The 24,377-nt window shown below is 54.5% G+C and carries 23 protein-coding genes; 5 read left to right on the forward strand and 18 right to left on the reverse strand.

Annotation, left to right across the window (positions count from 1 at the left end):
* Positions 1–3: 3 nt before the first annotated feature.
* The 9 genes from rsxG to blr form a co-directional block, all read right to left on the reverse strand.
* Positions 4–624, reverse strand: coding sequence for an electron transport complex subunit RsxG (gene rsxG / locus ACMYSL_RS13220; RefSeq protein ID WP_304259571.1), 621 nt, complete (start codon positions 622–624; stop codon positions 4–6).
* Positions 625–634: 10 nt separating this feature from the next.
* Positions 635–1,687, reverse strand: a complete 1,053-nt coding sequence (gene rsxD / locus ACMYSL_RS13225; RefSeq protein ID WP_434663381.1) for an electron transport complex subunit RsxD — start codon at positions 1,685–1,687, stop codon at positions 635–637.
* Complete coding sequence (rsxC, locus tag ACMYSL_RS13230; protein WP_434663384.1) at positions 1,688–3,889, reverse strand: electron transport complex subunit RsxC; 2,202 nt, start codon at positions 3,887–3,889, stop codon at positions 1,688–1,690.
* Positions 3,882–4,460 carry an electron transport complex subunit RsxB gene (gene rsxB / locus ACMYSL_RS13235; protein ID WP_434663387.1) on the reverse strand — a complete coding sequence of 193 codons (579 nt, stop codon included), beginning with the start codon at positions 4,458–4,460 and terminating at the stop codon, positions 3,882–3,884. The genes rsxC and rsxB overlap by 8 nt, the downstream gene beginning before the upstream one ends.
* Positions 4,460–5,041 (reverse strand): electron transport complex subunit RsxA, encoded by a 582-nt coding sequence (gene rsxA / locus ACMYSL_RS13240; protein WP_110273996.1) that lies wholly within the window; start codon positions 5,039–5,041, stop codon positions 4,460–4,462. The genes rsxB and rsxA overlap by 1 nt, the downstream gene beginning before the upstream one ends.
* 77 nt (positions 5,042–5,118) lie before the next feature.
* The gene (locus ACMYSL_RS13245) at positions 5,119–5,559 is read right to left on the reverse strand and encodes a DUF2569 domain-containing protein (RefSeq protein WP_434663390.1); all 441 of its coding nucleotides are present in this window, start codon (positions 5,557–5,559) and stop codon (positions 5,119–5,121) included.
* An 80-nt stretch (positions 5,560–5,639) separates the two neighbouring features.
* The gene (ydgT, locus tag ACMYSL_RS13250; protein WP_004134363.1) at positions 5,640–5,855 is read right to left on the reverse strand and encodes a transcription modulator YdgT; all 216 of its coding nucleotides are present in this window, start codon (positions 5,853–5,855) and stop codon (positions 5,640–5,642) included.
* 220 nt (positions 5,856–6,075) lie between these two features.
* Positions 6,076–7,446 (reverse strand): GH1 family beta-glucosidase, encoded by a 1,371-nt coding sequence (locus ACMYSL_RS13255; protein WP_434663392.1) that lies wholly within the window; start codon positions 7,444–7,446, stop codon positions 6,076–6,078.
* A 103-nt stretch (positions 7,447–7,549) separates the two neighbouring features.
* Complete coding sequence (gene blr, locus ACMYSL_RS13260; RefSeq protein ID WP_112214386.1) at positions 7,550–7,699, reverse strand: division septum protein Blr; 150 nt, start codon at positions 7,697–7,699, stop codon at positions 7,550–7,552.
* A 177-nt stretch (positions 7,700–7,876) separates the two neighbouring features.
* Here blr and ACMYSL_RS13265 point away from each other — a divergent pair, with 177 nt between their 5' ends.
* On the forward strand, positions 7,877–8,917 hold the full coding sequence (locus tag ACMYSL_RS13265; protein WP_434663395.1) for an oxidoreductase: 1,041 nt from the start codon (positions 7,877–7,879) through the stop codon (positions 8,915–8,917).
* 34 nt (positions 8,918–8,951) lie between these two features.
* Here ACMYSL_RS13265 and add read toward each other — a convergent pair whose 3' ends face one another.
* Complete coding sequence (gene add, locus ACMYSL_RS13270) at positions 8,952–9,953, reverse strand: adenosine deaminase (protein WP_434663398.1); 1,002 nt, start codon at positions 9,951–9,953, stop codon at positions 8,952–8,954.
* A gap of 272 nt (positions 9,954–10,225) precedes the next feature.
* Here add and metQ point away from each other — a divergent pair, with 272 nt between their 5' ends.
* Positions 10,226–11,041, forward strand: a complete 816-nt coding sequence (gene metQ / locus ACMYSL_RS13275) for a methionine ABC transporter substrate-binding lipoprotein MetQ (protein WP_110274011.1) — start codon at positions 10,226–10,228, stop codon at positions 11,039–11,041.
* A 59-nt stretch (positions 11,042–11,100) separates the two neighbouring features.
* Here the strand turns inward: metQ and yedF are convergent, their stop codons facing one another.
* From yedF to ydfZ, 3 genes are all read right to left on the reverse strand, one after another.
* Complete coding sequence (yedF, locus tag ACMYSL_RS13280) at positions 11,101–11,334, reverse strand: sulfurtransferase-like selenium metabolism protein YedF (protein WP_110274012.1); 234 nt, start codon at positions 11,332–11,334, stop codon at positions 11,101–11,103.
* Positions 11,331–12,542: a selenium metabolism membrane protein YedE/FdhT gene (gene yedE, locus ACMYSL_RS13285; protein ID WP_181486029.1), complete on the reverse strand. Its 1,212-nt coding sequence runs from the start codon at positions 12,540–12,542 to the stop codon at positions 11,331–11,333. Before yedE ends, yedF begins: the two co-directional genes overlap by 4 nt.
* Positions 12,543–12,869: 327 nt before the next feature.
* Positions 12,870–13,073, reverse strand: coding sequence for a putative selenium delivery protein YdfZ (ydfZ, locus tag ACMYSL_RS13290; RefSeq protein WP_181486030.1), 204 nt, complete (start codon positions 13,071–13,073; stop codon positions 12,870–12,872).
* A 307-nt stretch (positions 13,074–13,380) separates the two neighbouring features.
* On the opposite strand from ydfZ, the gene ACMYSL_RS13295 reads away from it, so the two are divergent.
* Positions 13,381–14,409 (forward strand): CorA family divalent cation transporter, encoded by a 1,029-nt coding sequence (locus ACMYSL_RS13295; RefSeq protein ID WP_182239160.1) that lies wholly within the window; start codon positions 13,381–13,383, stop codon positions 14,407–14,409.
* Positions 14,410–14,459: 50 nt separating this feature from the next.
* Here ACMYSL_RS13295 and ACMYSL_RS13300 read toward each other — a convergent pair whose 3' ends face one another.
* From ACMYSL_RS13300 to manA, 3 genes are all read right to left on the reverse strand, one after another.
* The gene (locus tag ACMYSL_RS13300; RefSeq protein WP_434663403.1) at positions 14,460–15,632 is read right to left on the reverse strand and encodes a MalY/PatB family protein; all 1,173 of its coding nucleotides are present in this window, start codon (positions 15,630–15,632) and stop codon (positions 14,460–14,462) included.
* 217 nt (positions 15,633–15,849) lie between these two features.
* Positions 15,850–17,409 carry a YdgA family protein gene (locus ACMYSL_RS13305; RefSeq protein WP_434663406.1) on the reverse strand — a complete coding sequence of 520 codons (1,560 nt, stop codon included), beginning with the start codon at positions 17,407–17,409 and terminating at the stop codon, positions 15,850–15,852.
* A 101-nt stretch (positions 17,410–17,510) separates the two neighbouring features.
* Complete coding sequence (gene manA, locus ACMYSL_RS13310; RefSeq protein ID WP_434663409.1) at positions 17,511–18,686, reverse strand: mannose-6-phosphate isomerase; 1,176 nt, start codon at positions 18,684–18,686, stop codon at positions 17,511–17,513.
* Between the two features lie 197 nt (positions 18,687–18,883).
* Between manA and fumA the strand changes: the two genes are divergently transcribed.
* Together fumA and fumC are read left to right on the forward strand one after the other, a co-directional pair.
* Entirely contained in the window at positions 18,884–20,530 is a 1,647-nt protein-coding gene (gene fumA, locus ACMYSL_RS13315; RefSeq protein ID WP_434663411.1) for a class I fumarate hydratase FumA, read from the forward strand.
* 142 nt (positions 20,531–20,672) lie between these two features.
* Positions 20,673–22,073 carry a class II fumarate hydratase gene (gene fumC / locus ACMYSL_RS13320; protein WP_434663414.1) on the forward strand — a complete coding sequence of 467 codons (1,401 nt, stop codon included), beginning with the start codon at positions 20,673–20,675 and terminating at the stop codon, positions 22,071–22,073.
* Here the strand turns inward: fumC and tus are convergent.
* Entirely contained in the window at positions 22,063–22,995 is a 933-nt protein-coding gene (gene tus, locus ACMYSL_RS13325; protein ID WP_434663416.1) for a DNA replication terminus site-binding protein, read from the reverse strand. The genes fumC and tus overlap by 11 nt on opposite strands.
* Positions 22,996–23,070: 75 nt before the next feature.
* Complete coding sequence (gene rstB / locus ACMYSL_RS13330; protein ID WP_434663419.1) at positions 23,071–24,372, reverse strand: two-component system sensor histidine kinase RstB; 1,302 nt, start codon at positions 24,370–24,372, stop codon at positions 23,071–23,073.
* Between the last annotated feature and the right edge of the window lie 5 nt (positions 24,373–24,377).

The raw sequence follows: 24,377 nt of genomic DNA on the forward strand, positions 1-24,377 counted from the left end.
GGTCTAGTCTCCACAGGCGGTGAATGTGGGAATCTGCGCAGGCAGCGTTTGTGCGTATAAACCCGCACGCTTAACGGCGTTAACCACAGCTCGCGGGGTAATCGTGGCCCCGGTAAACTGATCGAAATCACCACCGTCTTTTTTCACGGCCCAGTGACTATCGCTTTGCCCGTGAATAACTTTACCGGCAAAGAGGGTGATCCAGTCAGAAATTCTGAGCTCAATTTTATCGCCCAGGCCTGGCGTCTCGTGGTGCTCTGTGACGCGGGTACCCAGCACGGTACCTTTAAAATCGGCGGCGACTAGTAGCTGAATGGCCCCGGAATAGCCGTCCGGCGCGGTAGCTTCCATCACTGCGGCAATCGGCTGCTCGTTGTTTTCAGCAATCCACACTTTATGCTGACCTTTGCCCAACTCTGGCGCGGTAACCAGATAACAGCTTTTCAGCAAATCATTGTTATAAAGATTGGCCGGCATAACCTGGTCGAATAGGGCTTTTTGCTGCAGGGCGGCCTGGTCCTCAATGGTACTTTTGGTTAGCTCATTGATGGCCGCCGTCAGTCCGGTGGAGCCCGCAGCAAAGAGTGCCAGCGTAATGCCGTGTTTGCGCATGCTTTGTAACATGTTCGGGTCCTCAGCGGTGGCCATACGCGCGCGGACGCGTGTAATAGTCGATCAGTGGAACGGTAATATTTGCCAGCAGGACGGCAAAGGCGACGCCATCCGGATAGCCACCGAAGCTGCGAATCAGCCAGACCAGCAGGCCCGCCAGCGCGCCGAAGATCAGGCGTCCGCGGTTGGTGGTGGAGGCGGTCACCGGGTCGGTCAGAATAAAGAATGCGCCGAGCATCGTCGCGCCGGACAGCAGATGGATCTGCGGCGAGGCGAGGCTCTCTGGTGAGAATATCCATCCCAAAGCGGCGCAAACGGTCAGGCTCAGCAGGAAACTGACCGGGATATGCCAGCGAATGGCTTTTTGCCACAACAGGAACAGACCGCCCGCCAGATAAGCCATGTTAACCCACTGCCAGCCGAGACCAGCCAGTGCGCCACCGTAGATAGGGTATTGCAGGATCTCGTTCACCCCATGGCCGGCATGCAGTGACGTTTTGAACGTGTCCAGCGGTGTTGCCTGGCTGATACCGTCGATTCCTATGCGCAGGCTGTTCATATCGCCGCCAGCCGCGGTTTGGCCGGTAAAAATCACCCGCAGCGCATCACTAAATCCAGGGACGTTAGCCGCAATCTCATGCGGTGGAAGCCAGGAGGTCATCTGCACCGGGAAGGAGATAAGCAGCACCACGTAGCCAATCATCGCCGGGTTAAAAGGGTTATGCCCCAAACCACCGTACAGCTGTTTGGCGATAATCACCGCGAAAGCGGTGCCCAGTACGACCATCCACCACGGGGCAAATGGCGGAATGCTGACGGCCAGCAGCAGGCCGGTCAGTAGCGCCGAGTTATCGGCGAGGATCGCGGGAATATTTTGTTTACGCAGCTTAAGGATGGCGGCTTCCGCTCCCCATGCCGTCAAGGATGCAAGAATAATTTGCAGCACGGTGCCCCAGCCGAAAAACCAGGTTTGAACCACAATGCCGGGAACGGCGGCGAGCAGCACCAACAGCATAATCCGCGAGGTCTGGCGCTGGTTGTGGGTATAAGGGGAACTTGCGATTCTGAAAACCATTTAATCCTCGTTAACTGCCTGCCGGGATGCTTTCCGGGCCTGAACGCGGGCGATTGCTTCAGCGACGGCCGCTTTACGGGCATCGTCATTGGCTGCCGACGGGGGAACTGCTTGTTGTTGTTCGGCTTTGCGGGCCTTAGCACGGGCGATAGCGGCTTCAACCGCTGCTTTGCGTGGGTCAACCGCTGCGGCTGTTGGCTGCTCTGCGACGACAGGCTCAGCCGGAACTGCCTGCTGTTCAGCTTTGCGGGCTTTGGCGCGGGCGATAGCGGCTTCAACCGCAGCTTTGCGTGGGTCAACCGCTGCGACTGTTGGCTGCTCCGCGACGACAGGCTCAGCCGGAACCGCCTGCTGTTCAGCTTTGCGGGCTTTGGCGCGGGCGATAGCGGCTTCAACCGCGGCTTTGCGCGGGTCAACCGCTGTGGCTGTTGGCTGCTCTGCGACGACAGGTTCTGCTGGTGCTGCCTGCTGTTCAGCTTTGCGGGCTTTAGCGCGGGCGATAGCGGCTTCGACGGCGGCTTTACGTGGATCGGCGGCGGCGGGTTGCTCAACGGCGGATTCAACCGCAGCGCTATTCTGTTCAGCTTTTCGGGCGCGTGCCTCGGCCTTGCGAGCTTCGCGAGCGGCGATAGCCTCGCTATTATCCGGTTTGGCGCCAGCCAGCACGATAATCGGCTGGGCGGCATCACGTTGTTTTTCACGAACGCGTGCCAGGGCGGCGTTAATGGCATCCTGATCTTGCACCGCCGGTTGTACCGCAGCTTGTTTATGACGCTCCTGACGTGCGGCCTTATCCCGCTCCAGGCGAGTCTGACGCGCTTCAAAACGCGCTTTCGCTTCTGCGGCGCGCTTCTCTTCCTGAGCAATCGCGTAGATCTCGGCTTTTTCCTGACGGAAATACTGCACCAGTGGGATATTGCTTGGGCAAACCCAGGCGCAGGCACCGCATTCGATACAATCTGCGAGGTTGTGACCGGTTGCTTTGTCGTGCTGCTGACCTTTACTAAACCAGTACAACTGTTGTGGCAGCAGATCGGCAGGACAGGCGTCGGCGCAGGCGCTACAGCGAATGCAGCCTTTTTCCTCTTCCGGCTCGCCCATTTCCGTTGCCGACGGGGCCAGCAGACAGTTGGTGATTTTTACCACCGGCACATCAAGCCACGGCAGGGTGAAGCCCATTAGCGGGCCGCCCATAATCACCATTGGCTCAGCGCTCGGGCAGAAACCGGCGTCTTTAAGCAGATGGCTGACCGGGGTACCCAGTCGTGCCCAGACGTTACCCGGACGCGAAACTGCTTCACCGGTTAGCGTGACCACACGCTCTGTCAACGGCTCGCCGTCGATCACCGCGCGTTTTACCGCATAGGCGGTACCCACGTTTTGCATCAAAACGCCGATATCAGATGAACGTCCGCCGTGGGGAACCTGTTTCCCGGTCAGGATTTGCGTCAGTTGCTTAGCGCCGCCAGACGGATATTTCGTTGGGATCACACGCAGCGCAATACCGTGGGTATCGGCTAATACCGCGCGCAGCATTGAAATTGCCTGCGGTTTATTATCTTCGATGCCGATCAGCACCTGGCTCGGTTGCAGGATATGGGCAAGGATACGAATACCGTCAACGATCTGCGCTGCGCAATCCTGCATCAGGCGATCGTCGGCGGTGATATAGGGTTCACACTCGGCAGCGTTAATGATTAAGGTGTCGATTTTGTCGCCGCCACCGCGCAATTTCGTCCCGGTCGGGAAACCGGCACCGCCCAGTCCGGCCACGCCAAACTGGTGAATGCGCTCAATGAGGTCTTCACGTGATTTATTCTGGTAGTCGTTCCAGCCGTCGCGCTCAATCCAGCGGTCTTCACCGTCGGCATCAATAATGACGCTCATTTCCGCCAGTGCGGACGGATGAGCGGTGGAGTGCGGAGCGATGGCCGTTACGGTGCCGGAGGTCGGCGCGTGAACCGGCAGCATTCTGCCCCAGCCGCGCGTCAACGGCTGGCCGCGCAGGACGCGATCGCCCGGCTGAACGCACAGCTCCCCTTCGGCGCCAATATGCTGTTTCAGCGGAATAACCAACCGCTGCGGCAGTGGGACCTGACGCAGCGGGGTGCCGTTGGACTGGGTTTTCATTTCCGGCGGATGAATACCGCCGTTGAAATCCCAGACTTTGTCTTTTCGAAAAGCGGAAAATAACTTAAACATGTTGTTCCACAGGAATAATGCGTACCGGAATGGTTTGAAGATCCCATTTCCAGGTTTCTGTCGTCGCGGCGACCGGGCGCAGCTCAATACATTGGGTCGGACATGGCGCGACGCAAAGATTACAGCCGGTACAGAGGTCGCTCATCACCGTATGCATGGCACGGGTGGCACCGACGATGGCATCGACAGGACAGGCCTGGATGCATTTCGTGCAGCCGATGCAATTTGCTTCATCGATCACCGCCAGCATCCGTACCGGCACCAGCTCTTGCACATCGCCGTCAGTGGGCTGCGGGTCGACGTTCAACAGCTCGGCAATTTTGAGCATCACCGCTTCGCCGCCGGGGGCGCAGCAGTTGATTTTCTCACCTTGCGTGCCCACTGCTTCCGCATAGGGACGACAGCCGGGGTAGCCACACTGGCCACACTGGCTCTGCGGGAGCAGGGCGTCAATTTTTTCAACTACCGGGTCATCTTCCACCTCAAAGCGGCGGGAGGCGTAGCCCAGAATTAAGCCGAAAATCAGCCCAAGCAGGCTGATGGCGACAACGGCTATCCAGACAGCGTTCATTACAACTTCACCAAACCACTAAAGCCCATAAATGCCAGCGACATCAAACCTGCGGTGACTAACGCAATGGCGTTACCGCGAAACGGCGCGGGGACATCCGCAACCACCAGACGCTCGCGAATGGAGGCGAAAAGGACCATAACCAGCGAAAAGCCGACTGCGGCGGCAAAGCCGTACAGTGCCGACTGCAGGAAGTTATGCCCAAGGTTAATGTTCAGCAGCGCCACACCGAGCACCGCGCAGTTGGTGGTGATCAGCGGTAAGAAAATACCTAACAGGCGATACAACGCCGGACTGGTCTTACGCACCACCATCTCGGTGAATTGCACGACAACGGCGATGACCAGGATAAAGGCCAGCGTGCGCAGGTAGACCAGGTTCAGCGGGATGAGGATCCAGGTATCAATTAGCCAGGCGCAAATAGAGGCCAGCGTCATCACAAATGTGGTAGCGAGCCCCATCCCCATAGCGGCTTCCAGTTTTTTGGAAACCCCCATAAACGGGCACAATCCAAGGAACTTCACCAGCACGAAGTTGTTAACGAGGACAGTACCCACAAAGAGCAGTAAATAATCAGCCATTATTCGACCTGAAATAGAAAAAGCCGTCTATTATCGAATAAATCGATACACGCGACAACAGGTTAACTGTGTGGTTATTACGGATTCACAAAGGTTCGTTTAACCCGCTCAGAACGCCTGAAGTAAGGCGCCAGCAGCGCAGCCGCGAGAAGAGGGAACAGAAGCTGGCGCAGTGCCAGGACGTCCGAAATCGGAGAAAAGGCAAAGGCTTTTATCGCCAACAGGAGCGTTATCAATAACCAGATAATGTAATGTTTTGGTACACCTTTGCGCCGCTTGAAAAAGGCGATGGTCAGCCAAAGCGTGTAGTACCACATAGCAATCGAGAACGCTAAGGACGCAATCCACAGGGCAAGGTGCTCAGGACTCATATTAGTCAGCAATGTATAAGTCTGGGAAGACATCAGGGCATGAGTAAAAAGAAGTAGCGACAATGAGGCGCTAAGTAGAGCAACCAGCAGCCATGCCAACGGCGCCAGAAGCCATCCGCCAATACGTTCCACAGAGTCAGAGGACATTATTACTCCCGAATTCAACGCCAGTTATAAATAAAAGCAGGGCGGGAAGTATAAGCAACTGGCGTGAATGATTACAGTCTTTATTGCACGTAGCGCCAGACGGACTTAGGGACTTCACCGATGTTGAACAATTTACCGCCGGAAACCAGCTCCGCCCGGCGATGGTCGGCAGCGCGATACATGTTGACGATCTCTTCGTTATCGGTCAGGGAATAGTTAAGGTGGTCAAAAAGTTTTTCCAGACTTTCCAGCGAACTGATTTTACGGAATTTTAATAAGTAGTCCTGAACGGTCATTTGCGTATCCATTTTATAATCGGAATAAATAAGTCGAATATTACCAGCTTTCAGTAAACCTGTTCTCAACCAACAAGCATTTACTTTCTCAGGCTGTAAGGAATTATTTCGGTTGTAAATACTTATGACAAGAACAGACGGCGTTCCCGGCGTAATACAAAGAAAATTTAAGAATATTCCAGAACTGAATCAGGCGCCGGAAGGCGCCTGGGAGAGAAGATTAACGCTGTTCGCCTCGGCTGGCAATAACGTTTTGGTACCAGAAAAAACTCTTTTTTCGTTTACGCGCCAAGTTTTGCTGGTGATCGACATAGACGAACCCGTACTGCTTTTTATAGCCGTTAAGCCAGCTTAAAAGGTCGATAAAGGACCAGGGGTAGTAGCCGCGCACGTCAGCACCGAGCGCCAGCGCATTTTCCAGCGCATTAATATGGCTGCTGAGATAGTCAATGCGCGGGTCGTCAACGACCTCGCCATCAATAATCGGGTCTATTGCGCCCAGTCCGTTCTCAGTAATATAAATCGGAATATCACCATAGCGCTCTTTAACCATCATGATACCGTCGGTTAACCCCTGCGGCCAAATCTCCCAGCCCCATTCGGTATAGGTGCTTTGCGGGTTGCGCACGAAGTAAAAGAGCCCATCAACCCCAGGCTCGCCGCCGGTCGGCTCTTCAGGAGGCTGCGCCGATACGGTTTCACGGCGATAGTAGTTAAGGCCGATAAAGTCACAACGGTTCTCTCGCAGCAGGGCATCGTCGCCAGCCGCAAACGCCGGGACGCCCCAGAGCGCTTGGGTTTGTTGCAGCAGCGCTTCGGGGTAGCAGCCTTTTAAGACCGGATCGTAAAGCCAGTGGGTGTGGATAGCGTCTGCCATCTCGGTCGCACGCTTATCTTCTTCGTTGTCGGTTAGCGAGGTGTGAGGTTGCAGGACGTTAACGAAGCCAATCTCGCCTTCAACGCCCATTTCACGAAAAGCTTTGATAGCCAGCGCATGGGCAATAAAGACGTGATGACAGGCCTGAATGGCGCGCGCCGGATCACGGACGGCGGGTGGGTGGAGGCCGTTAATGTAGCCGTGGCCGATAAAGACGATGGTTTCGTTAAAGGTGGCCCACAGTTTCACGCGGGAGCCAAAACGTTCGTAACAGAGGCGGGCATACTCAGCGAAAGCCTCTGCCGTGCTGCGCGCTTCCCAGCCGCCTTCATCCTGCAATGCCTGCGGCAAATCCCAGTGATAGAGGGTTATCATCGGTTCAATATTATGCGCCAGCAGTTCATCAATCAGATCGCTATAAAATTGAATACCCGCTTCGTTAACTTCACCGCGGCCGTTGGGCAGCAGGCGAGGCCATGAAATAGAGAAGCGATAGCTCTGCAAGCCCATTTCCGCCATGAGAGCGACGTCTTCGCGAAAGCGATGGTAATGATCGACGGCGATATCACCGGTTGTGCCCTGAAAAGTGGTGCCCGGGAGGTGGGAATAAATATCCCAAATAGAAGGGCCTTTGCCATCGGCATCGTGTCCGCCTTCAACCTGATAAGCTGCGGTAGCGGCGCCCCATAAAAAGTGTTGCGGAAATCCGGCCATGAAGAAACTCCTTATCGAATGATAAGGTGAGTGTAATGAAAGCATGTGAAACTGTGCAACCGGTTTCTGAAACCGGTTGCACAGTTGCGAAGCGGGTCACTGTTTATTTAGACAGCGGCTTCGTCTGAACAACATCAATAGACGGTGGAGACTGGTAGTTATCAATATGATGGGCGATAACTAAAAGCAGGGCCGAAACGCCCAAAACAATCCAGCCAATAAGTTCAACAATACGATTAAAAACGTTTTCCATAACTCTAAAGCAAATAATCAAACCAGGCTGAAATGTTACTAAATGACTGAAGCAACGCAAGCGTTACCTGGCTTCAGTTGCGCAACTGGCGTAAAAACGATCAATTATTCCCATAAATAATGGCCTGAGACCTATAGTGAGTATAACGACGTTATTTCTCATTAAAGGAGTTGCAAGATGAGTGACGCTATCCGGGTTGGATTAATCGGTTACGGTTATGCGAGCAAAACCTTTCATGCGCCATTAATTAGCGGCACGCCGGGAATGACGCTGGCGGCTGTATCCAGCAGCGACGAAAGCAAAGTGCTTGCCGATTGGCCCGTAGTAAAGGTGGTTTCCGAACCGGGACAACTCTTTAGTGACCCAACCCTCGATCTGATTGTGATCCCGACGCCAAACGATACCCATTTCCCGCTGGCGAAGGCTGCGCTGGAGGCGGGCAAGCATGTGGTCGTTGATAAGCCCTTTACCGTGACGTTGTCACAAGCTCGCGAGCTGGATGTGATTGCGAAGAGAGAAGGACGCTTGCTATCGGTGTTTCACAATCGCCGCTGGGACAGCGATTTTCTTACCGTTAAAGCGTTGATTAACGAAGGTCTGCTCGGCGAGGTAGGTTATTTCGAATCCCATTTTGACCGCTACCGGCCGCAGGTGCGCAATCGCTGGCGCGAGCAAGGCGGTCCGGGCAGCGGCATCTGGTACGATCTGGGTCCACATCTTCTTGATCAGGTGGTCAACCTGTTTGGCCTTCCCGTTAGTATGAATGTCGATCTGGCGCAATTACGCCCGGGCTCGCAGTCCACCGACTATTTCCATGCTGTTTTGGCCTACCCGCAGCGTCGTGTAGTGCTGCACGGTACGCTGCTGGCTGCGGCGGAAACAGCGCGCTATATCATTCACGGTTCGCGTGGGAGCTATGTGAAATACGGCCTCGATCCGCAGGAAGAGCGGTTGAAGGGCGGCGATCGTTTGCCACAGGAAGACTGGGGATACGATATGCGCGATGGTTTACTGACGCGAGTTGAAGGTGAAGAGCGGAGCGAAGAGTCGTGGTTAACGCTGCCGGGCAATTATCCGGCTTACTATGCGGCGATTCGCGATGCTCTTAACGGAAGCGGCGACAACCCGGTCCCGGCGGGCCAGGCTATCCAGATTATGGAGTTGATCGAACTGGGTCTGGAGTCGGCCAGACATCGGGCGACCCTAACTCTGTCTTGATAAAAAAGCCCGGCAACCCAGACCGGGCCAAAGATTATGCCTGCTGTACGCGCGCAATCAGTGCTGCTTTTTCCTGTGGGCTTAAAAAAGCGAGTTCCAGACCATTCACCTGCGCCTGACGAATTTGCTCGCGACTCAGGCCTGCAGCAGGGGCCGCGACGGTATATTCGTGGATAATATCAACGCCCTGTACGGCCGGGTCGTCAGTGTTAATACAGGCCAGCACGCCATGTTCCAGGAACGTTTTCAGCGGATGCTGGGCCAGTGAGGGCACGGTACTGGTCTGGATATTTGACGTCAGGCAGGACTCAATACCGATACGCTGCGCGGCAAGATAATCCATCAGCGCCAGATCTTGTACCGCTTTTACGCCGTGACCGATACGTTCCGCGCCCAGCTCACGAATCGCCTGCCAGATGCTTTCCGGGCCTGCGGCTTCTCCCGCGTGCACGGTAATGCGCCAACCCGCATCGCGGGCGCGGCTGAAGTGGTCCATAAACAGATTGCCAGGAAAACCGAGTTCATCTCCGGCGAGGTCGAGGGCAGTAATGCCGTCGCGGTGGGTAAGCAGGGCTTCCAGCTCTTCCTGACACGCAGCTTCACCGAAGGTGCGGCTCAGAATACCGATCAGACGCGCTTCAACGTTAAAATCGCGGCTGCCTTCTTTCACGCCGGCGATGACCGCTTCTACCACCCCTGCAACTGGCAGCTGGTGCGTCATTGCCATATAGCGCGGGGAGAAGCGCAGTTCAACATAGTGCAGGCCATTTCGCGCAGCATCTTCGAGGTTTTCGTAAGCAACGCGGCGGCAGGCTTCCAGCGAGGCCAGCACTTTTACGCCCCAATCCAGCTTAGAGAGAAAACTCACCAGGTCAGGTTCATTGCTGGTGACCTGTACGTGCGGGCGCAGGGTATCAAGAGTGTTTGCTGGAAGAGAAAGATTGAACTGACGGCCAAGATCGAGGATGGTTTGGGCCCGGATATTGCCATCAAGGTGGCGGTGAATGTCGGTTAGTGGCAAAGTTGAATCAATCATGGTCGCACTCTTTTTTTAGTTAAAGTGCGCACTATTGTACATCAGAGCGATAAACGGTTAAAAGCTCTGAAAAATACCGAATAAATCAATGGAAAAGAGAAAAAGCAGGGAGGATTACCCTTTTCAGTGCATGGGCGATGGTAGCGTTCATAGCAAAACGCTATTAATCATAGTTAATCAGTCTTTAATTTTGTCAGTGAGATTTTTTATAGTCTCCGGCACTAGTTTTCCTGCAATGAGTGGCAGGCTATTTTAAAAAGGACCCTGGGAATATGGTTTTCACGTTAAAAAAAATTACGGTATCTCTGGCTGTGGCAAGTGCACTGTTGCTGAGCGGCTGCAAACCTTCTGAGCAGGACCCCAATCACGTCAAAGTGGGGATTAGCGCGGGCGTTGACCAGGAAGTGTGGGCGGTGGCGCAAAAAGTCGCAAAAGAGAAATACAATCTCGATGTTGAAGTCGTGACGTTTAATGATTTCGTTCTTCCCAACGAGGCGCTCAACAACGGTGACCTGGATGCTAATGCTTTCCAGCACAAGCCCTATCTGGATAAGCAAATTCAGGAGCGCGGTTACAAACTGGTTGAAGTGGGGACGACGTTTGTTTATCCGATAGCCGCCTACTCGAAGAAAATAAATTCGGTCGCCCAGCTGCAAGATGGCGCACAGGTCGCGGTGCCTAATGACCCAACCAACCTTGGACGTGCGCTGCTTCTGCTGCAAAAACAGGGGCTGATTACGCTTAAAGATGGCGTCGGGCTGTTGCCGACCTCGCTGGATATTATCAGCAACCCGAAAAATCTGAAGATTGTTGAAATTGAGGCCCCGCAGCTAACCCGCGCGCTGGACGACCAGCAGATAACGATGGCGATCATCAATACCACCTTCTCAAGCCAGGTGGGGCTGTCACCGTCGCGCAATGGCCTGTTTGTCGAAAGCAAAGATTCGCCTTACGTCAACATCTTCGCCAGTCGTATCGAAAACAAAGACAGTGAAAAGGTGAAAAACCTGGTTAAAGCCTATCAAAGCGATGAGGTCGCCGCTGCGGCAGAGGAGCTTTATAAAGGGGATGCGGTTAAGGGCTGGTAATCCTGTGAAATACCAGGCCCGGTAAGGAGTTAGGCGCCGCCGGGCCTGTTGGCTCGCGCCTATTTTTGAATTAAATAACGAATGGTTGGCCCGTCCTGCTGAATATCAAGCACGGTGTAGCCATGATTTTTCGCATCCAGCGGGATATTGTTAATCGACTGCGGACAGTCGCTAACCACTTCCAGAATTTCGCCTTTCTTTAACGAAGGCAGGGCTTCCAGAGTGGCGATTGCCGGATAGGGGCAGGGTTCGCCCACCATATCGAGGCGATAATCAGGAACGATAGTTTTCATGCTGTCTCCTTAATGGACGCGGCGGCGAGGGACTTGCGGCGGAAAAAGTGTTTCTCCCAGGCGATGACCAAAATTAGCGCGATAAGCAGCAGAAGATAGGTTACCAGCAGGCCGCCGAAGGGGCCAAATGTCGCTAATAGATTGATTTTATCCCAGTTGGTTGCCAGCACCGGTGATAGCCCATCCCAGTAATATGCAAGGATAGTTGAGCCAATAACGTTGCCCAATCCGACCCACCAGAAATGCACCTGTCCCTCAACAGCACGGTACATCCAGCCGGTTTCACAGCCGCCCGCCAGCACGATGCCGAAGCCAAACAGCAGGCCGCCGATGACCGCATTAGGGCCCGCCCACATAATTTTCGGCTCCATGCCAAGCTGCACGTAGCTAAAAATCCCAATAGCGCTGGCGGCCATACCGAAAATAATCGCCTTCGCCATATTGGTACGCCCGGTGATCCACATATCGCGGAAAGCGGAAGTAAAGCAGATCTGCGCACGTTCAATCAGCAGGCCAAATCCAACGCCGAACAGCATGGCCAGACCGAGCTTAGGTTGATTCGCAGCCGTCAGCAGTCCCCAGGCGATCATGGCGAAAAAAACCAGCATCCCAAGGCGGAAACGACGTCGCGCCTGATCTGGCTTTTGCGTTAAAGGCGACGCGCTAGAGACCTTTTGCATCTTCACCGGAATGCGAAAAATAGGTAGCAAGGTAAAGCGCGCACCGAACCAGGTGCCGATGGCGGTAGCGATGGCAAAGAACCAGGCATGCAGAGAAAACTGCGGAATGCCGGTGAAGAATGCTGCCAGATTACAACCCATCGCCAGACGCGCGCCGAAACCGGCGATGATCCCCCCGGCGATAGCCTGGAGAATACGAACCCGGCTGCGCGGGAAGCGTAGCTTAACGTTGTTGGCCCACAACGCTGCGGCGAAGCAGCCGCCGAACATGCCGATAATCATCATGCCGTCGATACGGGTTAGTGGTGTTCCCTCAAGATGAATCAGTTTGTAGTAGCCCCACTGTTCGCTGTGTACGCCAACCAGTTGCAGTAACTGTCCGCCCCAGCGAGTAAATTCGCCGGTGACCGCCCAGAAGGTACCGGTAATACCGAAGTAGTAGGTAGAGAGAATGCCGGCGGCGATAACTGCGGGAACGGGTGACCAGAACTTAATCAGCCACGCTTGTTTGAATTGTTGCCATGTCATGAAAATGCCTCTGAACTCAGAAGGTTTATACCCTAAATAATTCGAGTTGCAGGCAGGCGGCAAGTAAGTGAATCCCCGGGAGCTTACTTAAGTAAGTGACAGGGGTGAACGAACGTAGCCAACGAACATGCAACTTGAAGTATGACGGGTATATTACCCGTAGCGGGTTGGAGAGGCGCAATAATACGCCGTTTGAGCAGTTAAAACTCTCGACGGGATCAAAGTGAGGCGATGATATGAAGGTAAAAGGCCACGCGTTGTGGCCTTTTACAAGCGGCTATCCACTGCTTTATCGAGGTGATGATGGATTGTCAGCTTATTCTTGTATTAATTGAATCCGAGGCGAACGAGGCCCAGCGGGCAATATAATCCCTCATGGCCTTCAATTTCCACGCAATCTGAGCGACGGAGCTGCTCTGCCGTTTTGCCGCTCCCGTGAATGGCCTTAATAACGCCCGTCGCGCCATTGTCGGCTACCATAACCATGCTGCCTGTCGAGATAGCGTTACGGTTACGATCGTAAGTTTTCATGGTTTCCTCCTTTCTAAGTCTATTTTGACGGGATGGTTAAAACGGCATTTTAATACACCTTCGGGGAAGGTTTTTTTTTGAGTTTTGTCAAAATAATGAACGGTTTTTCGCTAAAAATATAATGGGGTGGAATGGTTAAATTTAAAGTCTGATTATTCCCAGGGGGTATGGTGCTAAACAATAAAGAAGTATTTCATTTGGGTTACTGTTTTATGAACGGATTATTACACTTGTCAGGGGCTGGATAATAGCGAAAGATAAGCTTCTTCGGGCTTAATTAGCGCTCACTGAGGATCCTGAGGGATATATGAGTCAAGACGTCACCAGTAAGATGTTAAAGCCTGATTTTGATATGGAAGTATCCGGCTTAGTGCACGGATATGTCTTTCGTGAAGGTAGTTTACCCCTGCGGATCACCTCAAATGAGGTTTGCACCCAATATCAACAACTGGATAAGGAAAATGATTTTGTCTGGCTGCATCTGAATCTCAATCATGCAACCGCTGAGAAGTGGCTCAAAAGTCAGTTTACCGTGGCAGACTTTTTCTTTGAAGAGATCCGTGGCGGTTCCCACACCACGAGGATTGAACGGCAGGGCGAAAATTTGTATGCCGTTCTGAACGATGTCATTTTTCATCCCAAGGATACCGGCTCGGAAACCTCGACGCTGTGGTTATATTGCAGCCAGAAGCTGGTGGTGACCGCCCGCTATAAGCCGCTGCGCTTTATTGAATGGATGCTCCCGCGCTTGCAAACCCTCAAAGTGAATTCATCGACCGAACTGCTTGCTTTTTTGCTGGAAGAGCAAGAAGAAGTTCTCGAGCAGGTGGTTCGTCAGGCCAGCCAGCATGTGGATGTGATTGAAGAGCGCTTGCTAAGTAATCATGTCCAGCGTAATCGCGCCGATCTGGCGCGTCTGCGGCGAATGCTGCTGCGCTTTCAGCGTCTGTTAGCGCCCGAACCGGCGGCGATGTTCCGCTTACTTAACCGTCCCCCGGCGTGGATCGACCGCTCAGTGGTGCAGGAGTTTCGCCAGTTCACCGAAGAGTTTACCGTGGTGCTGAACGATCTTTCTGGATTGATTGAGCGGATCAGCTTGCTACAGGAGGAGATCAGCGCCAGACAGCTCGAACAAAGCAACCGCACGCTCTACACCCTGACGGTGATTACCGTGCTTGCGTTGCCAATTAATATCGTCGCGGGCTTTTTTGGAATGAACGTCGGTGGAATACCGCTATCGACCAACCATCATGGTTTTATTTGGCTGGTGGTGATTGTCGCCGTATTTACTATTGGAGCCGGATATTTGGCTTTTCGGCGGCGGGATGAGCTTTAACGACAGCGGTAGCGGGTTGACCGCTACCGTTTTCGTAGTTTGATGGGCGGTCAGCGCAGCGAGCGCAGGGCGGCAATCAGCCCCTGAACGCCTTTTTCTAGCTTCTCGCGTGGGCAACCCGCATTCAGGCGGACAAAACCCTTTCCTTCATCACCGTAAGTGTAGCCGGGCATAATGGCCACTTTCTGCTCTTCAATTAACGCTTTTTGCAAAGCCTGATCATCAACGCCCAGCGGACGCAGGTCAATCCACGCCAGATAGGTTGCCTGCGGCGGCTGCCAGCTTAGCTCGGGGAAAGCGAGATTGAGTTCATGGGCGATGTAGCGCAGGTTTTCTTGCAGATACTCGCGCAGAGCGTCAAGCCAGGCAGCCCCTTCACGATAGGCGGCAACATGGGCGATCAGCGCCGGAACGGAAGGGGAAGAGAGACCGTCGCGGTTCTTGAGCGCCTGTAAATAGCTTTCACGTGTGGTGCTATCGTCAATTAACCCGTATGCACCGGTAAAAGCCGGAATATTGAAGCTTTTTGATCCGGAAGTGAACAGCGCCCACGGGCCGCGAGCGACATCGCACCATGGGGTATGCTGATGTTCAGCCCACACCATATCCATATGGATTTCGTCGCTTATCACCTTCACGCCATGCTTTTCGCACAGATGCGCCATGGTTTCCAGCTCTTCGCGGGTCCAGACTTTGCCGGTTGGGTTTTGGGGACTGCATAGCAGCAGGACCGTATTACGTGGTTGAGCCAGTATCTGCTCAAATTCGGCCATATCACAACGCCATTGGCCGTTGTCGAGCGTTAGCGGAGCCGGGGCAATGCGCCGCTGGTTGCCTTCAATAGTCTTATAAAACGCGTCATAAGCTGGCGTATGCACCACGATACCGTCGCCAGGCTCGGACCATTGGCGAATCATCTCCGCCACCATGTAGATAACTGACGGCCCGTAAACAATGGCTTCACGGTTGATTGGACTATGAAAACGGCTGGCGAACCAGTGGCTCACTGCGCTAAGAAATTCATCATTTTTCCAGCGACTATAGCCAAAAACGCCGTGCGCCAGACGCTTGCTAACGGCATCCAGAATGCAGGGGGCGGTGGCAAAATCCATATCCGAGATAGTAAATGGTAGCAAGTCGGCGGTACCGAAGCGGTCGGCAACGTAATCCCATTGCGTACACCAGGTGCCGTGACGGTCAACCGGCGTTGAAAAATCAAACATCTGAACTTCCTTAATCAGAGTCTCCCTTCGGTAACGAAGGGGGAGCGGAACTTAAGCCTCAACGGCATTTATCAAATAGCCCTCTGGATTCGCTTTCAGAGCTGACGGAATCGCCGCAGCATTTTACGCTGATTTACCGGTGATGCAGGTGACGGATTTCTCAAATGCGACAGTGTCAGTAATGTGAAATAGCCCCTCGTAAGGGGCTATTTGTTGTTTACTGCTGCGGGGCGGCTGGCGGAACCACCTCTTGCGGAGTGGTTTCTTGTGGCAGGGTTTCCTGCGGTGCCGGTTCCGACACAGCAGGAAGCTCTAAGCCAAACATGCCGGCAAACTCATCCAGCGGCATTTTCTGACCGTTGAGCGTCACCTGACCGTCAGCGTACTGCAGGCTGGAGGTGATGGCGTTATCTTCCATGGTGGTGATGCGGAACATCTGGCCCATCGCCGCCAGGCCTTTCACCTGCTGGTCAGCCAGTTTGGCGGCGTCTGCGGGCTGATAGCCTTCAAGCCCGGCAATTTGGGTCATAAAGGCGGTTGCCATATCCACAGGGATCACCAGCTTGCCGTCGAGAGACTTGACGCTACGATCCACTTCATCGGCCAGAGTCTGCGGCGGTGTTGTGTTTTGCGATGGGTCTTGCAACAGAATGGAGAAATTGAGCGTCGTTTCGCCTTTTGCATTACGCCAGCTCAGCGGTGCGATGGTCAGCGAAGGATTACCTTTGAGCATCATCGGCAGCGTGCTAAAGAAGGTTTGCGTCAGCGCCTGCTGGTACAGCTCCGGGTTCTGCGCCAACTGCGGGTTTGCCATCAGCGCCTGCGCTTCGGCGTTATATTTTTGGCTGAATTCGTGGAAAGCCTGGCCATCAATATTATCCAGTTTCAGGGTCAGCCTGCCGCTACCAATATCCTGATTTTGCAGCTTCAGGCTGTTGACGGTGTAATCCAGCTGGCTATTAATGCCTTTCCCGTCGGCGGTCAGCGTGGAATTGCCGTCGACTTTCATCCCTTCAAACAGTGCCAGCTCTTTGCCTTCAACGCCAATTGACAGTTTTTCCAGCGAGATGGCTTGTTTGCCAATGCGCTCGTTGAAGCTGGCCATCTCGGTGGTGCCATCGGTTTTCAGGTTATTAAAGATGACCTGAATCTTCTGATTGTACTCGTTAACCGCGTTGATCTGCCCGCTGCCCGCTTCGCCGCTCAGATTGATGGTTTTACCTTCGCGGTCAGAATCCAGTTGGAACTGCCCGCCGCTGAAAGTCACCTTCTCATCGCCTTTCGCGTAATCCAGTGGATTGAGCACAATCGCGGACTGATTATCGCCGCTGTAGGCGATGCGGGTATCGATGGTAAACGGCGTTTCGCCTTTCGCGATGTCGAACAGCGCCTTACTGGCGTCGTTATTGACTAACGTGGTTTTGACGGAGGCCATCGATGGCGCGAGGTTAAAGTTTTTCAGTGAGGCCAGCGGGAAGGGGCCGTGATCGACGACTTCGTCAAAGACCAACGATTGTCCGGCAGCAAGCCAGCGGGTCTCTTTACCGGCAATCGGTTTAACCACCAGCTGTAAATGGCTGCTGAACAGACCGCGTTGGTAGTCCTGATAAGTCAGCTCAACGCCTGCCTGCGGTGCGCTGCTTTGTAACTGAGCATTGGCCTGTTGCACCATATCGGCAATACGACTCTCCAATTGCTTTCCGGTGTACCAGGAGCCGCCGGTCCAGACGACGCCCAACGCGATGATAACTCCTGCTGCGATCAGCGATTTTTTCATAGCATTTGTCCATAAATGAAACCAGGCGGATCGGGCCGCCTGATTGTGTTGTCATGATGGGTGAAAGTCTAGCAACTGTGGCTAAAAAGTTCAGTAACTTACTAGAGCTTATTGAACACGCGCGCTACGCGACCGGTGCCGCTAACCTGTACTGGCGATTCGTTACAGGCAACAAACGCCGATTCACCCGCGGTCAGCGTCAGGCTCTGCTCGCCTTTAGTGATAACTGCTTCACCCTCAACGCAGAACAGAATCGCCGCGCTATCCTGGGCGATGGTTGACGCCTGCGCAGACAGGTCGTGCAGAGAGAAGGCGAAATCATCGACCGGGATCGGGAAATCCAGCTCCGCGCCGTGGGTCACTGGCTGAGTCAGCAGCTCACCCGCAGGTTTGGCTGTAAATTTAACGTTAGCGACCAGCTCTGGAATATCAATGTACTTCGGCGTCAGGCCCGCGCGCAGAACGTTGTCCGAGTTAGCCATCACCTCCAGCGCCACGCCCTGCAGGTAGGCGTGCGGGGTTTCCGCAAACAGGAACATCGCTTCGCCTGGGTTCAGCTTCACTACGTTGAGCAGCAGCGGAGAGAAGAGGCCGCTATCGTCCGGGTAGAACTCGGCGATCAGGCGAATCGTCTGCCACGGTTCTCCCTGCTCGCTGTCCAGCACGGCCTGCAAGACGCTTAAGGCGTGCGCTTTCTCATCGCCTTTCATATTCAGCAGGCTGGCAAATAGCCGGCTCAGATGTTCGCCGTCCGGCTGCGCAAGAAACTGGGCAATGGCCGGATGGGCATCGGCTACCGGCTGCAGCAGATTGACGATATCGGCAAATTCGCGGAAGGCGTTCATGGCGAGGAACGGCGTCAGGGCAAAAACCAGCTCCGGCTTGTGGTTTGGATCTTTATAGTTACGCTCGGCGGCATCAAGCGGGATCCCGGCTGCGTTCTCTTTGGCGAAACCAATTTCGGAGGCCTGTTTGTTCGGATGAACCTGAATAGATAGCGGCTGTGCGGCACACAAGACTTTAAACAGGAACGGTAGCTCGCCGAAACGCTCTGCCACTTTCGCGCCGAGCAGGGCGGTTTTATCGCCTTCAATCACTTCACGCAGCGAGCGCGGAGTACCGGCGTTATCCAGAATCTGCGAGCTGCTCTTCGGATGCGCACCCATCCACAGTTCTGCCATCGGCAGATTGCTCGGGTTGGCGATCCCATAAAGTTCGGTTAAGGCGGTATGACTTCCCCAGGCGTAGTTTTGCACTGAGTTGATGAGCTTTTGCATTCTCAATCCCTGTTTCCACTTGATAGTAATGGCTCTATTAAACCAGCAAACGCCCGATAAGCAACCGGCGCGAAGAAAAAGTCGTCCTGGTCTCAGTTTTTGTTAAGAAATTGTGTAAAATCGATCGACTCGCTTTTCTACGGGCAAATGGAGTGTCTGCCTGAAATATAATCAGCCAAGCAGTAAGTGAGAGCACAATGTCGAATAAACCGTTTGTATATCAGGATCCTTTTCCACTGAAAAAGGACGATACCGAGTACTACCTCCTCAGCAGTGATTACGTCTCCGTCGCCGAATTCGCCGGCCAGGAAGTCCTGAAAGTTGAACCTCAGGCGCTAACGCTACTGGCACAACACGCTTTCCACGACGCCTCCTTTATGCTTCGCCCGGCTCATCAGCAGCAGGTCGCCGATATCCTCAACGACCCTGAAGCCAGCGAAAACGATAAATACGTGGCGCTACAGTTCCTGCGCAACTCGGACATCGCCGCTAAAGGCGTGCTGCCGACCTGCCAGGATACCGGCACCGCGATTATCACCGGCAAAAAAGGTCAACGCGTGTGGACCGGCGGCGGCGATGAAGCGGCGCTGGCGCAGGGGGTCTATAACACCTATATCCAGGATAACCTGCGTTATTCGCAGAACGCCGCGCTGGATATGTATAAAGAAGTGAACACCGGCACTAACCTGCCTGCGCAAATTGACCTCTACGCCACCGATGGCGAGGAGTATAAATTCCTCTGCATTGCTAAAGGCGGCGGCTCGGCGAACAAAACCTATCTGTATCAGGAAACCAAGGCGCTGATCACCCCGGCGAAGTTGAAAAACTATCTCGTCGAGAAGATGCGTACCCTGGGAACCGCTGCCTGTCCGCCGTACCATATTGCCTTTGTCATTGGCGGCACCTCGGCGGAATCTACGCTGAAAACCGTAAAGCTGGCCTCAACCAAGTACTACGATGGTTTGCCGACTGAGGGCAACGAGCACGGTCAGGCTTTCCGCGATATTCAACTGGAGCAAGAGTTGCTGCTGGAAGCGCAGAACCTCGGCCTCGGTGCGCAGTTCGGCGGCAAATACTTCGCTCACGATATCCGCGTTGTACGTCTGCCGCGTCACGGCGCATCCTGCCCGGTGGGGATGGGCGTGTCCTGCTCGGCGGATCGCAATATCAAAGCGAAGATCAACCGCGAGGGGATCTGGCTGGAGAAACTGGAGAGCAATCCGGGGAAATTTATTCCCGAGCATCTGCGCCAGGCCGGTGAGGGCGAAGCGGTTAAGGTCAACCTGAACCAGCCGATGAGCGACATACTGGCACTGCTGTCGCAGTATCCGGTGTCGACCCGCCTGTCGCTGAGCGGCACCATTATCGTGGCGCGTGATATCGCCCACGCGAAGTTGAAAGAAATTATCGATAACGGCGATGAGCTGCCGCAGTACGTGAAAGATCACCCGATTTACTATGCGGGACCGGCAAAAACGCCGGACGGTTATGCTTCCGGCTCCCTCGGTCCAACTACCGCAGGCCGTATGGACTCTTACGTTGACCTGCTGCAAGCGCACGGTGCGAGTAAGATCATGCTGGCGAAAGGCAACCGTAGCCAGCAAGTCACCGATGCCTGTCACAAGCACGGTGGGTTCTATCTTGGCAGCATCGGCGGGCCGGCGGCGGTGCTGGCGCAGCAGAGCATCCGCAGCCTGGAGTGCGTGGCCTACCCGGAGCTGGGGATGGAAGCTATCTGGAAAATTGAAGTGGAAGACTTCCCGGCGTTTATCCTGGTCGATGACAAAGGCAATGACTTCTTCCAGCAGATCCAGAGTTCGCAATGCACCCGCTGTGTGAAATGATCTCAGCCGCCCTCAGGGGCGGTTTTTTTATGCCGCTTAGCGGCACGAACCACCAAAACAACTTATAAAACTGTCCAATACTTAACGCTTTAAGCAAGTGAGCTTTGTCGCTATTACACACTTTGAATTCAAGGAGAAAGTAATGACAACGCATCGCAGTGAAAAAGACTCAATGGGCGCCATTGACGTGCCCGCTGAAAAACTATGGGGCGCGCAAACCCAGCGCTCGCTGGAACATTTCCGCATCTCGACGGAAAAAATGCCGGGCGAGCTTATCTATGCGCTGGCGCTGACCAAACGCGCGGCGGCGAAAGTGAACCACGACCTCGGCCTGCTGGCGGCAGAGAAAGCTGATGCCATTATTCGGGCCGCTGATGAAGTGCTGGCGGGCATGCATCCCGACGAGTTTCCGCTGGCTATCTGGCAAACGGGTTCCGGCACCCAGAGTAATATGAATATGAACGAGGTGCTGGCTAACCGTGCCAGTGAACTGCTCGGCGGCGTGCGTGGGATGGAGCGTAAAGTTCACCCTAACGATGACGTCAATAAAAGCCAAAGTTCCAACGACGTTTTCCCGACGGCGATGCACGTGGCGGCTATTATTGCACTACGCGTAAAGCTGATCCCACAGCTTAATGTGCTGAAAAAGACCCTCCACGATAAATCCGTTGCCTTCAACGATATTGTCAAAATTGGCCGTACTCATCTACAGGACGCCACGCCGCTGACCCTCGGCCAGGAGATCTCCGGCTGGGTGGCGATGCTTGAACACAACCTCAAGCACATCGACCACAGCCTGCCGCATCTGGCGGAACTGGCGTTGGGCGGGACGGCGGTCGGAACCGGGCTGAACACGCATCCGGAATATGCGGTGCGGGTCGCGGCGGAACTGGCGAGCACCAGCGGTCAGCCATTTGTTACCGCGCCGAATAAATTTGAAGCGCTGGCGACCGTTGATGCGCTGGTACATGCTCATGGGGCGCTAAAAGGTCTGGCCGCCTCGCTGATGAAAATCGCCAACGATGTGCGTTGGCTGGCATCCGGTCCTCGCTGCGGGATTGGGGAAATCTCCATCCCGGAAAATGAACCGGGATCGTCGATTATGCCAGGTAAGGTCAACCCGACCCAGTGTGAAGCCCTGACCATGCTGTGCTGTCAGGTGATGGGTAACGATGTGGCGGTGAATATCGGCGGCGCGTCGGGTAACTTCGAGCTTAACGTTTATCGCCCGATGGTTGTCCATAACTTCCTGCAATCCGTACGCCTGCTGGCCGACGGCATAGAGAGCTTTAACGAACACTGTGCGGTAGGGATCGAGCCTGAGCGCGAGCGCATCAGCCAGTTACTCAATGAGTCGCTGATGCTGGTGACAGCGCTCAACACCCATATCGGCTATGACAAGGCGGCGGAAATCGCTAAAAAAGCGCATAAAGAGGGGCTCACCCTGAAAGCTTCCGCGCTGGCGCTCGGCTACCTGACGGAAGCTGAGTTCGATAGCTGGGTACGACCTGAAGAGATGGTCGGCAGTATGGCTACTCGCTAGCCAGCCACAGGTGCAGCCTCGGGATCAATAACCTGAGCGACTGTGCCTGCGGTTTATAGCGGTACTGCACGTTATCGGCATCATAGTTCAGCAACTCCCCCAGGTCCGGCACGCTCACGCCTTTGGTGCCGGATATCAGCGTAATCAGTGGCCCGGGGCAGGCGTATTGCACCTGCTTTTGCTCCCCGGTATACCAGACCCGGGCGATGGGCTGCACTTTCACCGGCCGTTTGATCTTAAGCTTTGCCCGCTGCGGCAGGGCGGCAATATCCTGATACTCCCGTTCCAGCTTGCTTTGCCACTGTTCGCGAGTCCACGGTGGAACCGCGCGCGGTGATTGCAGGCTTTTCTCCAGTTGCACCAGCACCTGATCGCGGGTCAGGTTTTTAATTACATGCTTATTGGCCCATCCGAAACGGATGGTGCTCGGGTCACGCAACGGCGTCAGCGTGCGGTAGGCGCTGAGGGTAATCAGGCCCGGAAGATGGCGATGGACCCACTCGAAGCGCGCGGCGCTGGGGAGTCCGGAATCAATGGTGACAATCTTCTCGAAGGTCGCTTTGAGGGCGTTGATATGGGCGATTTGGCGCAATAATTCAGCCTGCTCATTGATAGAGGTTTGCAGACAAATTGCCCCTGGCAAACGCACGGCAGCCTTACTGCTGCGACTTTCCGACTGCTGCTGGATAAACAGGTGGCTATAGTGGCTGAGCGCCATCTCCAGCGCAGCTTTGCCGGTATGCTGAACCACATTGATCGCGTCCAGCGGCTGGTGTTCGGCATCTTTGCTCACCGGCGGTAGCTCAAATACCCGGGCGGCCAGCAGGCGGCAAGCACTCAGGGACTGCCGCAGCGCCAGGAGTTCTCGCTCCAACTGACGAAAGGTGTCGTTCAAACGGTCAACAAGGTCATAGCTAGCCATATTTTCCACCTTAGTTACAACATACTAGATGTCTTTTTAACTATACGCAGGCCTCGGCATCTGCGCAAGGGCTAATCAGGTAGAGGTAAAATCAGGCAACTGGTGGTAGATAGGCCAGCTAAAACAGAAACTTGCTCCGCCCAATGGACTGGCGTCGCAATGAACCTCTCCGGCCATCGCCTGGGCGATACTGTGCACGATAGCCAGGCCGAGACCGCAGCCGCCGGTGGCGCGGTCTCGGCTGGGGTCGAGGCGGACAAACGGCTCAAAAACCCGCTCCCGTTCATCAGGCGCAATTCCCGGACCATCGTCTTCTACCCACAACGTCGCACGCGAGCCTTCTAGCGTTAGGCTCACTTGAATCCGTTGGTGACTGTAGCGCAGGGCATTGTTGACCAGATTATCCAGCACGCGTTCCATCAGGCGCATATCCAGCGCGCCATAATTTCCGGGGATGATCTTGCTCAACGCCACCTCGCGCTGTGGGTTAACCATCTGAATGTCTTCAATGTGAGCGCTGATCCACGCCGGGAAGTTGGGGGTGGTGAGCTTCAGTTCGTTTTGCGGGCGGTCAAGACGGGCGTAGGTCAACAGCTCCTCAATTAAGGCTTCCAGTTGACCAATATCGCGGTTTAGCGCCAGCGATTCCGCTTCAGTCAGATTCTCGCTCATCTCCAGGCGATAGCGCAGACGAACCAGCGGTGTGCGCAGTTCATGAGCGATACCGTCAATCAGTTGTTTCTTGCTGGCAATGAGCGCATTGATGTTATCGGCCATCTGGTTAAACGCCACGCCCAGACGCTCAAAGCTGGACATGCTGTCAAAATGAATCCGCTCGGTCAGATGTCCTTCACCAAAGCGCTGGGCGGCGGTCTCGATACGCAGCATGTCCTGCCAGTGGGGGCGCATCCAGATAAATACCGGGAAGGCCAGCGAGATAGCGATAAAAGCCATCAGCGCGATATCCAGTAGCCGCATCTCGTGCAGAAAATAGAGATAGGGCACCGGGCCAACAGAAAGGACATAGTGACTGCGCGGAATTCGCTGGATAAAAGTGTACTGGTCATCGAGGGCGACAATATCCCCGGCGCGCAGATGCTGCATCGAATTTTCCGAGAGCTTAAATTTGCTGATTGGTTCGATATGCAGGTCGAAGGAAAGATTCAGGTCCAGTTCTTTGAGGGTTTTGCTCCAGTCGCGAGGTGGGATCTCCCGCAGCTCGCTACGCATCAGATACAGCGAGCTTTTCATCAGGTCGTCCAGCGACTGACGGCCTGCGCGCTCGGCGGTGAATTTGTACACCAGACCGACCATCATGGTCATCACCAGGAAACAAACGAACAGCAGCAGGTAAAACTGCACAAACAGCTTTTTCATAGCCA

This window comes from Klebsiella sp. MISC125 (genome assembly GCF_051131775.1).
GTDB lineage: Bacteria > Pseudomonadota > Gammaproteobacteria > Enterobacterales > Enterobacteriaceae > Klebsiella.

What these genes read in the sequence shown, in the direction of transcription:
- rsxG (WP_304259571.1), bottom strand. Translation starts at nt 624, where the DNA reads ATGTTACAAAGCATGCGCAAACACGGCATTACGCTGGCACTCTTTGCT.
- rsxD (WP_434663381.1), bottom strand. Translation starts at nt 1,687, where the DNA reads ATGGTTTTCAGAATCGCAAGTTCCCCTTATACCCACAACCAGCGCCAG.
- rsxC (WP_434663384.1), bottom strand. Translation starts at nt 3,889, where the DNA reads ATGTTTAAGTTATTTTCCGCTTTTCGAAAAGACAAAGTCTGGGATTTC.
- rsxB (WP_434663387.1), bottom strand. Translation starts at nt 4,460, where the DNA reads ATGAACGCTGTCTGGATAGCCGTTGTCGCCATCAGCCTGCTTGGGCTG.
- rsxA (WP_110273996.1), bottom strand. Translation starts at nt 5,041, where the DNA reads ATGGCTGATTATTTACTGCTCTTTGTGGGTACTGTCCTCGTTAACAAC.
- ACMYSL_RS13245 (WP_434663390.1), bottom strand. Translation starts at nt 5,559, where the DNA reads ATGTCCTCTGACTCTGTGGAACGTATTGGCGGATGGCTTCTGGCGCCG.
- ydgT (WP_004134363.1), bottom strand. Translation starts at nt 5,855, where the DNA reads ATGACCGTTCAGGACTACTTATTAAAATTCCGTAAAATCAGTTCGCTG.
- ACMYSL_RS13255 (WP_434663392.1), bottom strand. Translation starts at nt 7,446, where the DNA reads ATGGCCGGATTTCCGCAACACTTTTTATGGGGCGCCGCTACCGCAGCT.
- blr (WP_112214386.1), bottom strand. Translation starts at nt 7,699, where the DNA reads ATGGAAAACGTTTTTAATCGTATTGTTGAACTTATTGGCTGGATTGTT.
- ACMYSL_RS13265 (WP_434663395.1), top strand. Translation starts at nt 7,877, where the DNA reads ATGAGTGACGCTATCCGGGTTGGATTAATCGGTTACGGTTATGCGAGC.
- add (WP_434663398.1), bottom strand. Translation starts at nt 9,953, where the DNA reads ATGATTGATTCAACTTTGCCACTAACCGACATTCACCGCCACCTTGAT.
- metQ (WP_110274011.1), top strand. Translation starts at nt 10,226, where the DNA reads ATGGTTTTCACGTTAAAAAAAATTACGGTATCTCTGGCTGTGGCAAGT.
- yedF (WP_110274012.1), bottom strand. Translation starts at nt 11,334, where the DNA reads ATGAAAACTATCGTTCCTGATTATCGCCTCGATATGGTGGGCGAACCC.
- yedE (WP_181486029.1), bottom strand. Translation starts at nt 12,542, where the DNA reads ATGACATGGCAACAATTCAAACAAGCGTGGCTGATTAAGTTCTGGTCA.
- ydfZ (WP_181486030.1), bottom strand. Translation starts at nt 13,073, where the DNA reads ATGAAAACTTACGATCGTAACCGTAACGCTATCTCGACAGGCAGCATG.
- ACMYSL_RS13295 (WP_182239160.1), top strand. Translation starts at nt 13,381, where the DNA reads ATGAGTCAAGACGTCACCAGTAAGATGTTAAAGCCTGATTTTGATATG.
- ACMYSL_RS13300 (WP_434663403.1), bottom strand. Translation starts at nt 15,632, where the DNA reads ATGTTTGATTTTTCAACGCCGGTTGACCGTCACGGCACCTGGTGTACG.
- ACMYSL_RS13305 (WP_434663406.1), bottom strand. Translation starts at nt 17,409, where the DNA reads ATGAAAAAATCGCTGATCGCAGCAGGAGTTATCATCGCGTTGGGCGTC.
- manA (WP_434663409.1), bottom strand. Translation starts at nt 18,686, where the DNA reads ATGCAAAAGCTCATCAACTCAGTGCAAAACTACGCCTGGGGAAGTCAT.
- fumA (WP_434663411.1), top strand. Translation starts at nt 18,884, where the DNA reads ATGTCGAATAAACCGTTTGTATATCAGGATCCTTTTCCACTGAAAAAG.
- fumC (WP_434663414.1), top strand. Translation starts at nt 20,673, where the DNA reads ATGACAACGCATCGCAGTGAAAAAGACTCAATGGGCGCCATTGACGTG.
- tus (WP_434663416.1), bottom strand. Translation starts at nt 22,995, where the DNA reads ATGGCTAGCTATGACCTTGTTGACCGTTTGAACGACACCTTTCGTCAG.
- rstB (WP_434663419.1), bottom strand. Translation starts at nt 24,372, where the DNA reads ATGAAAAAGCTGTTTGTGCAGTTTTACCTGCTGCTGTTCGTTTGTTTC.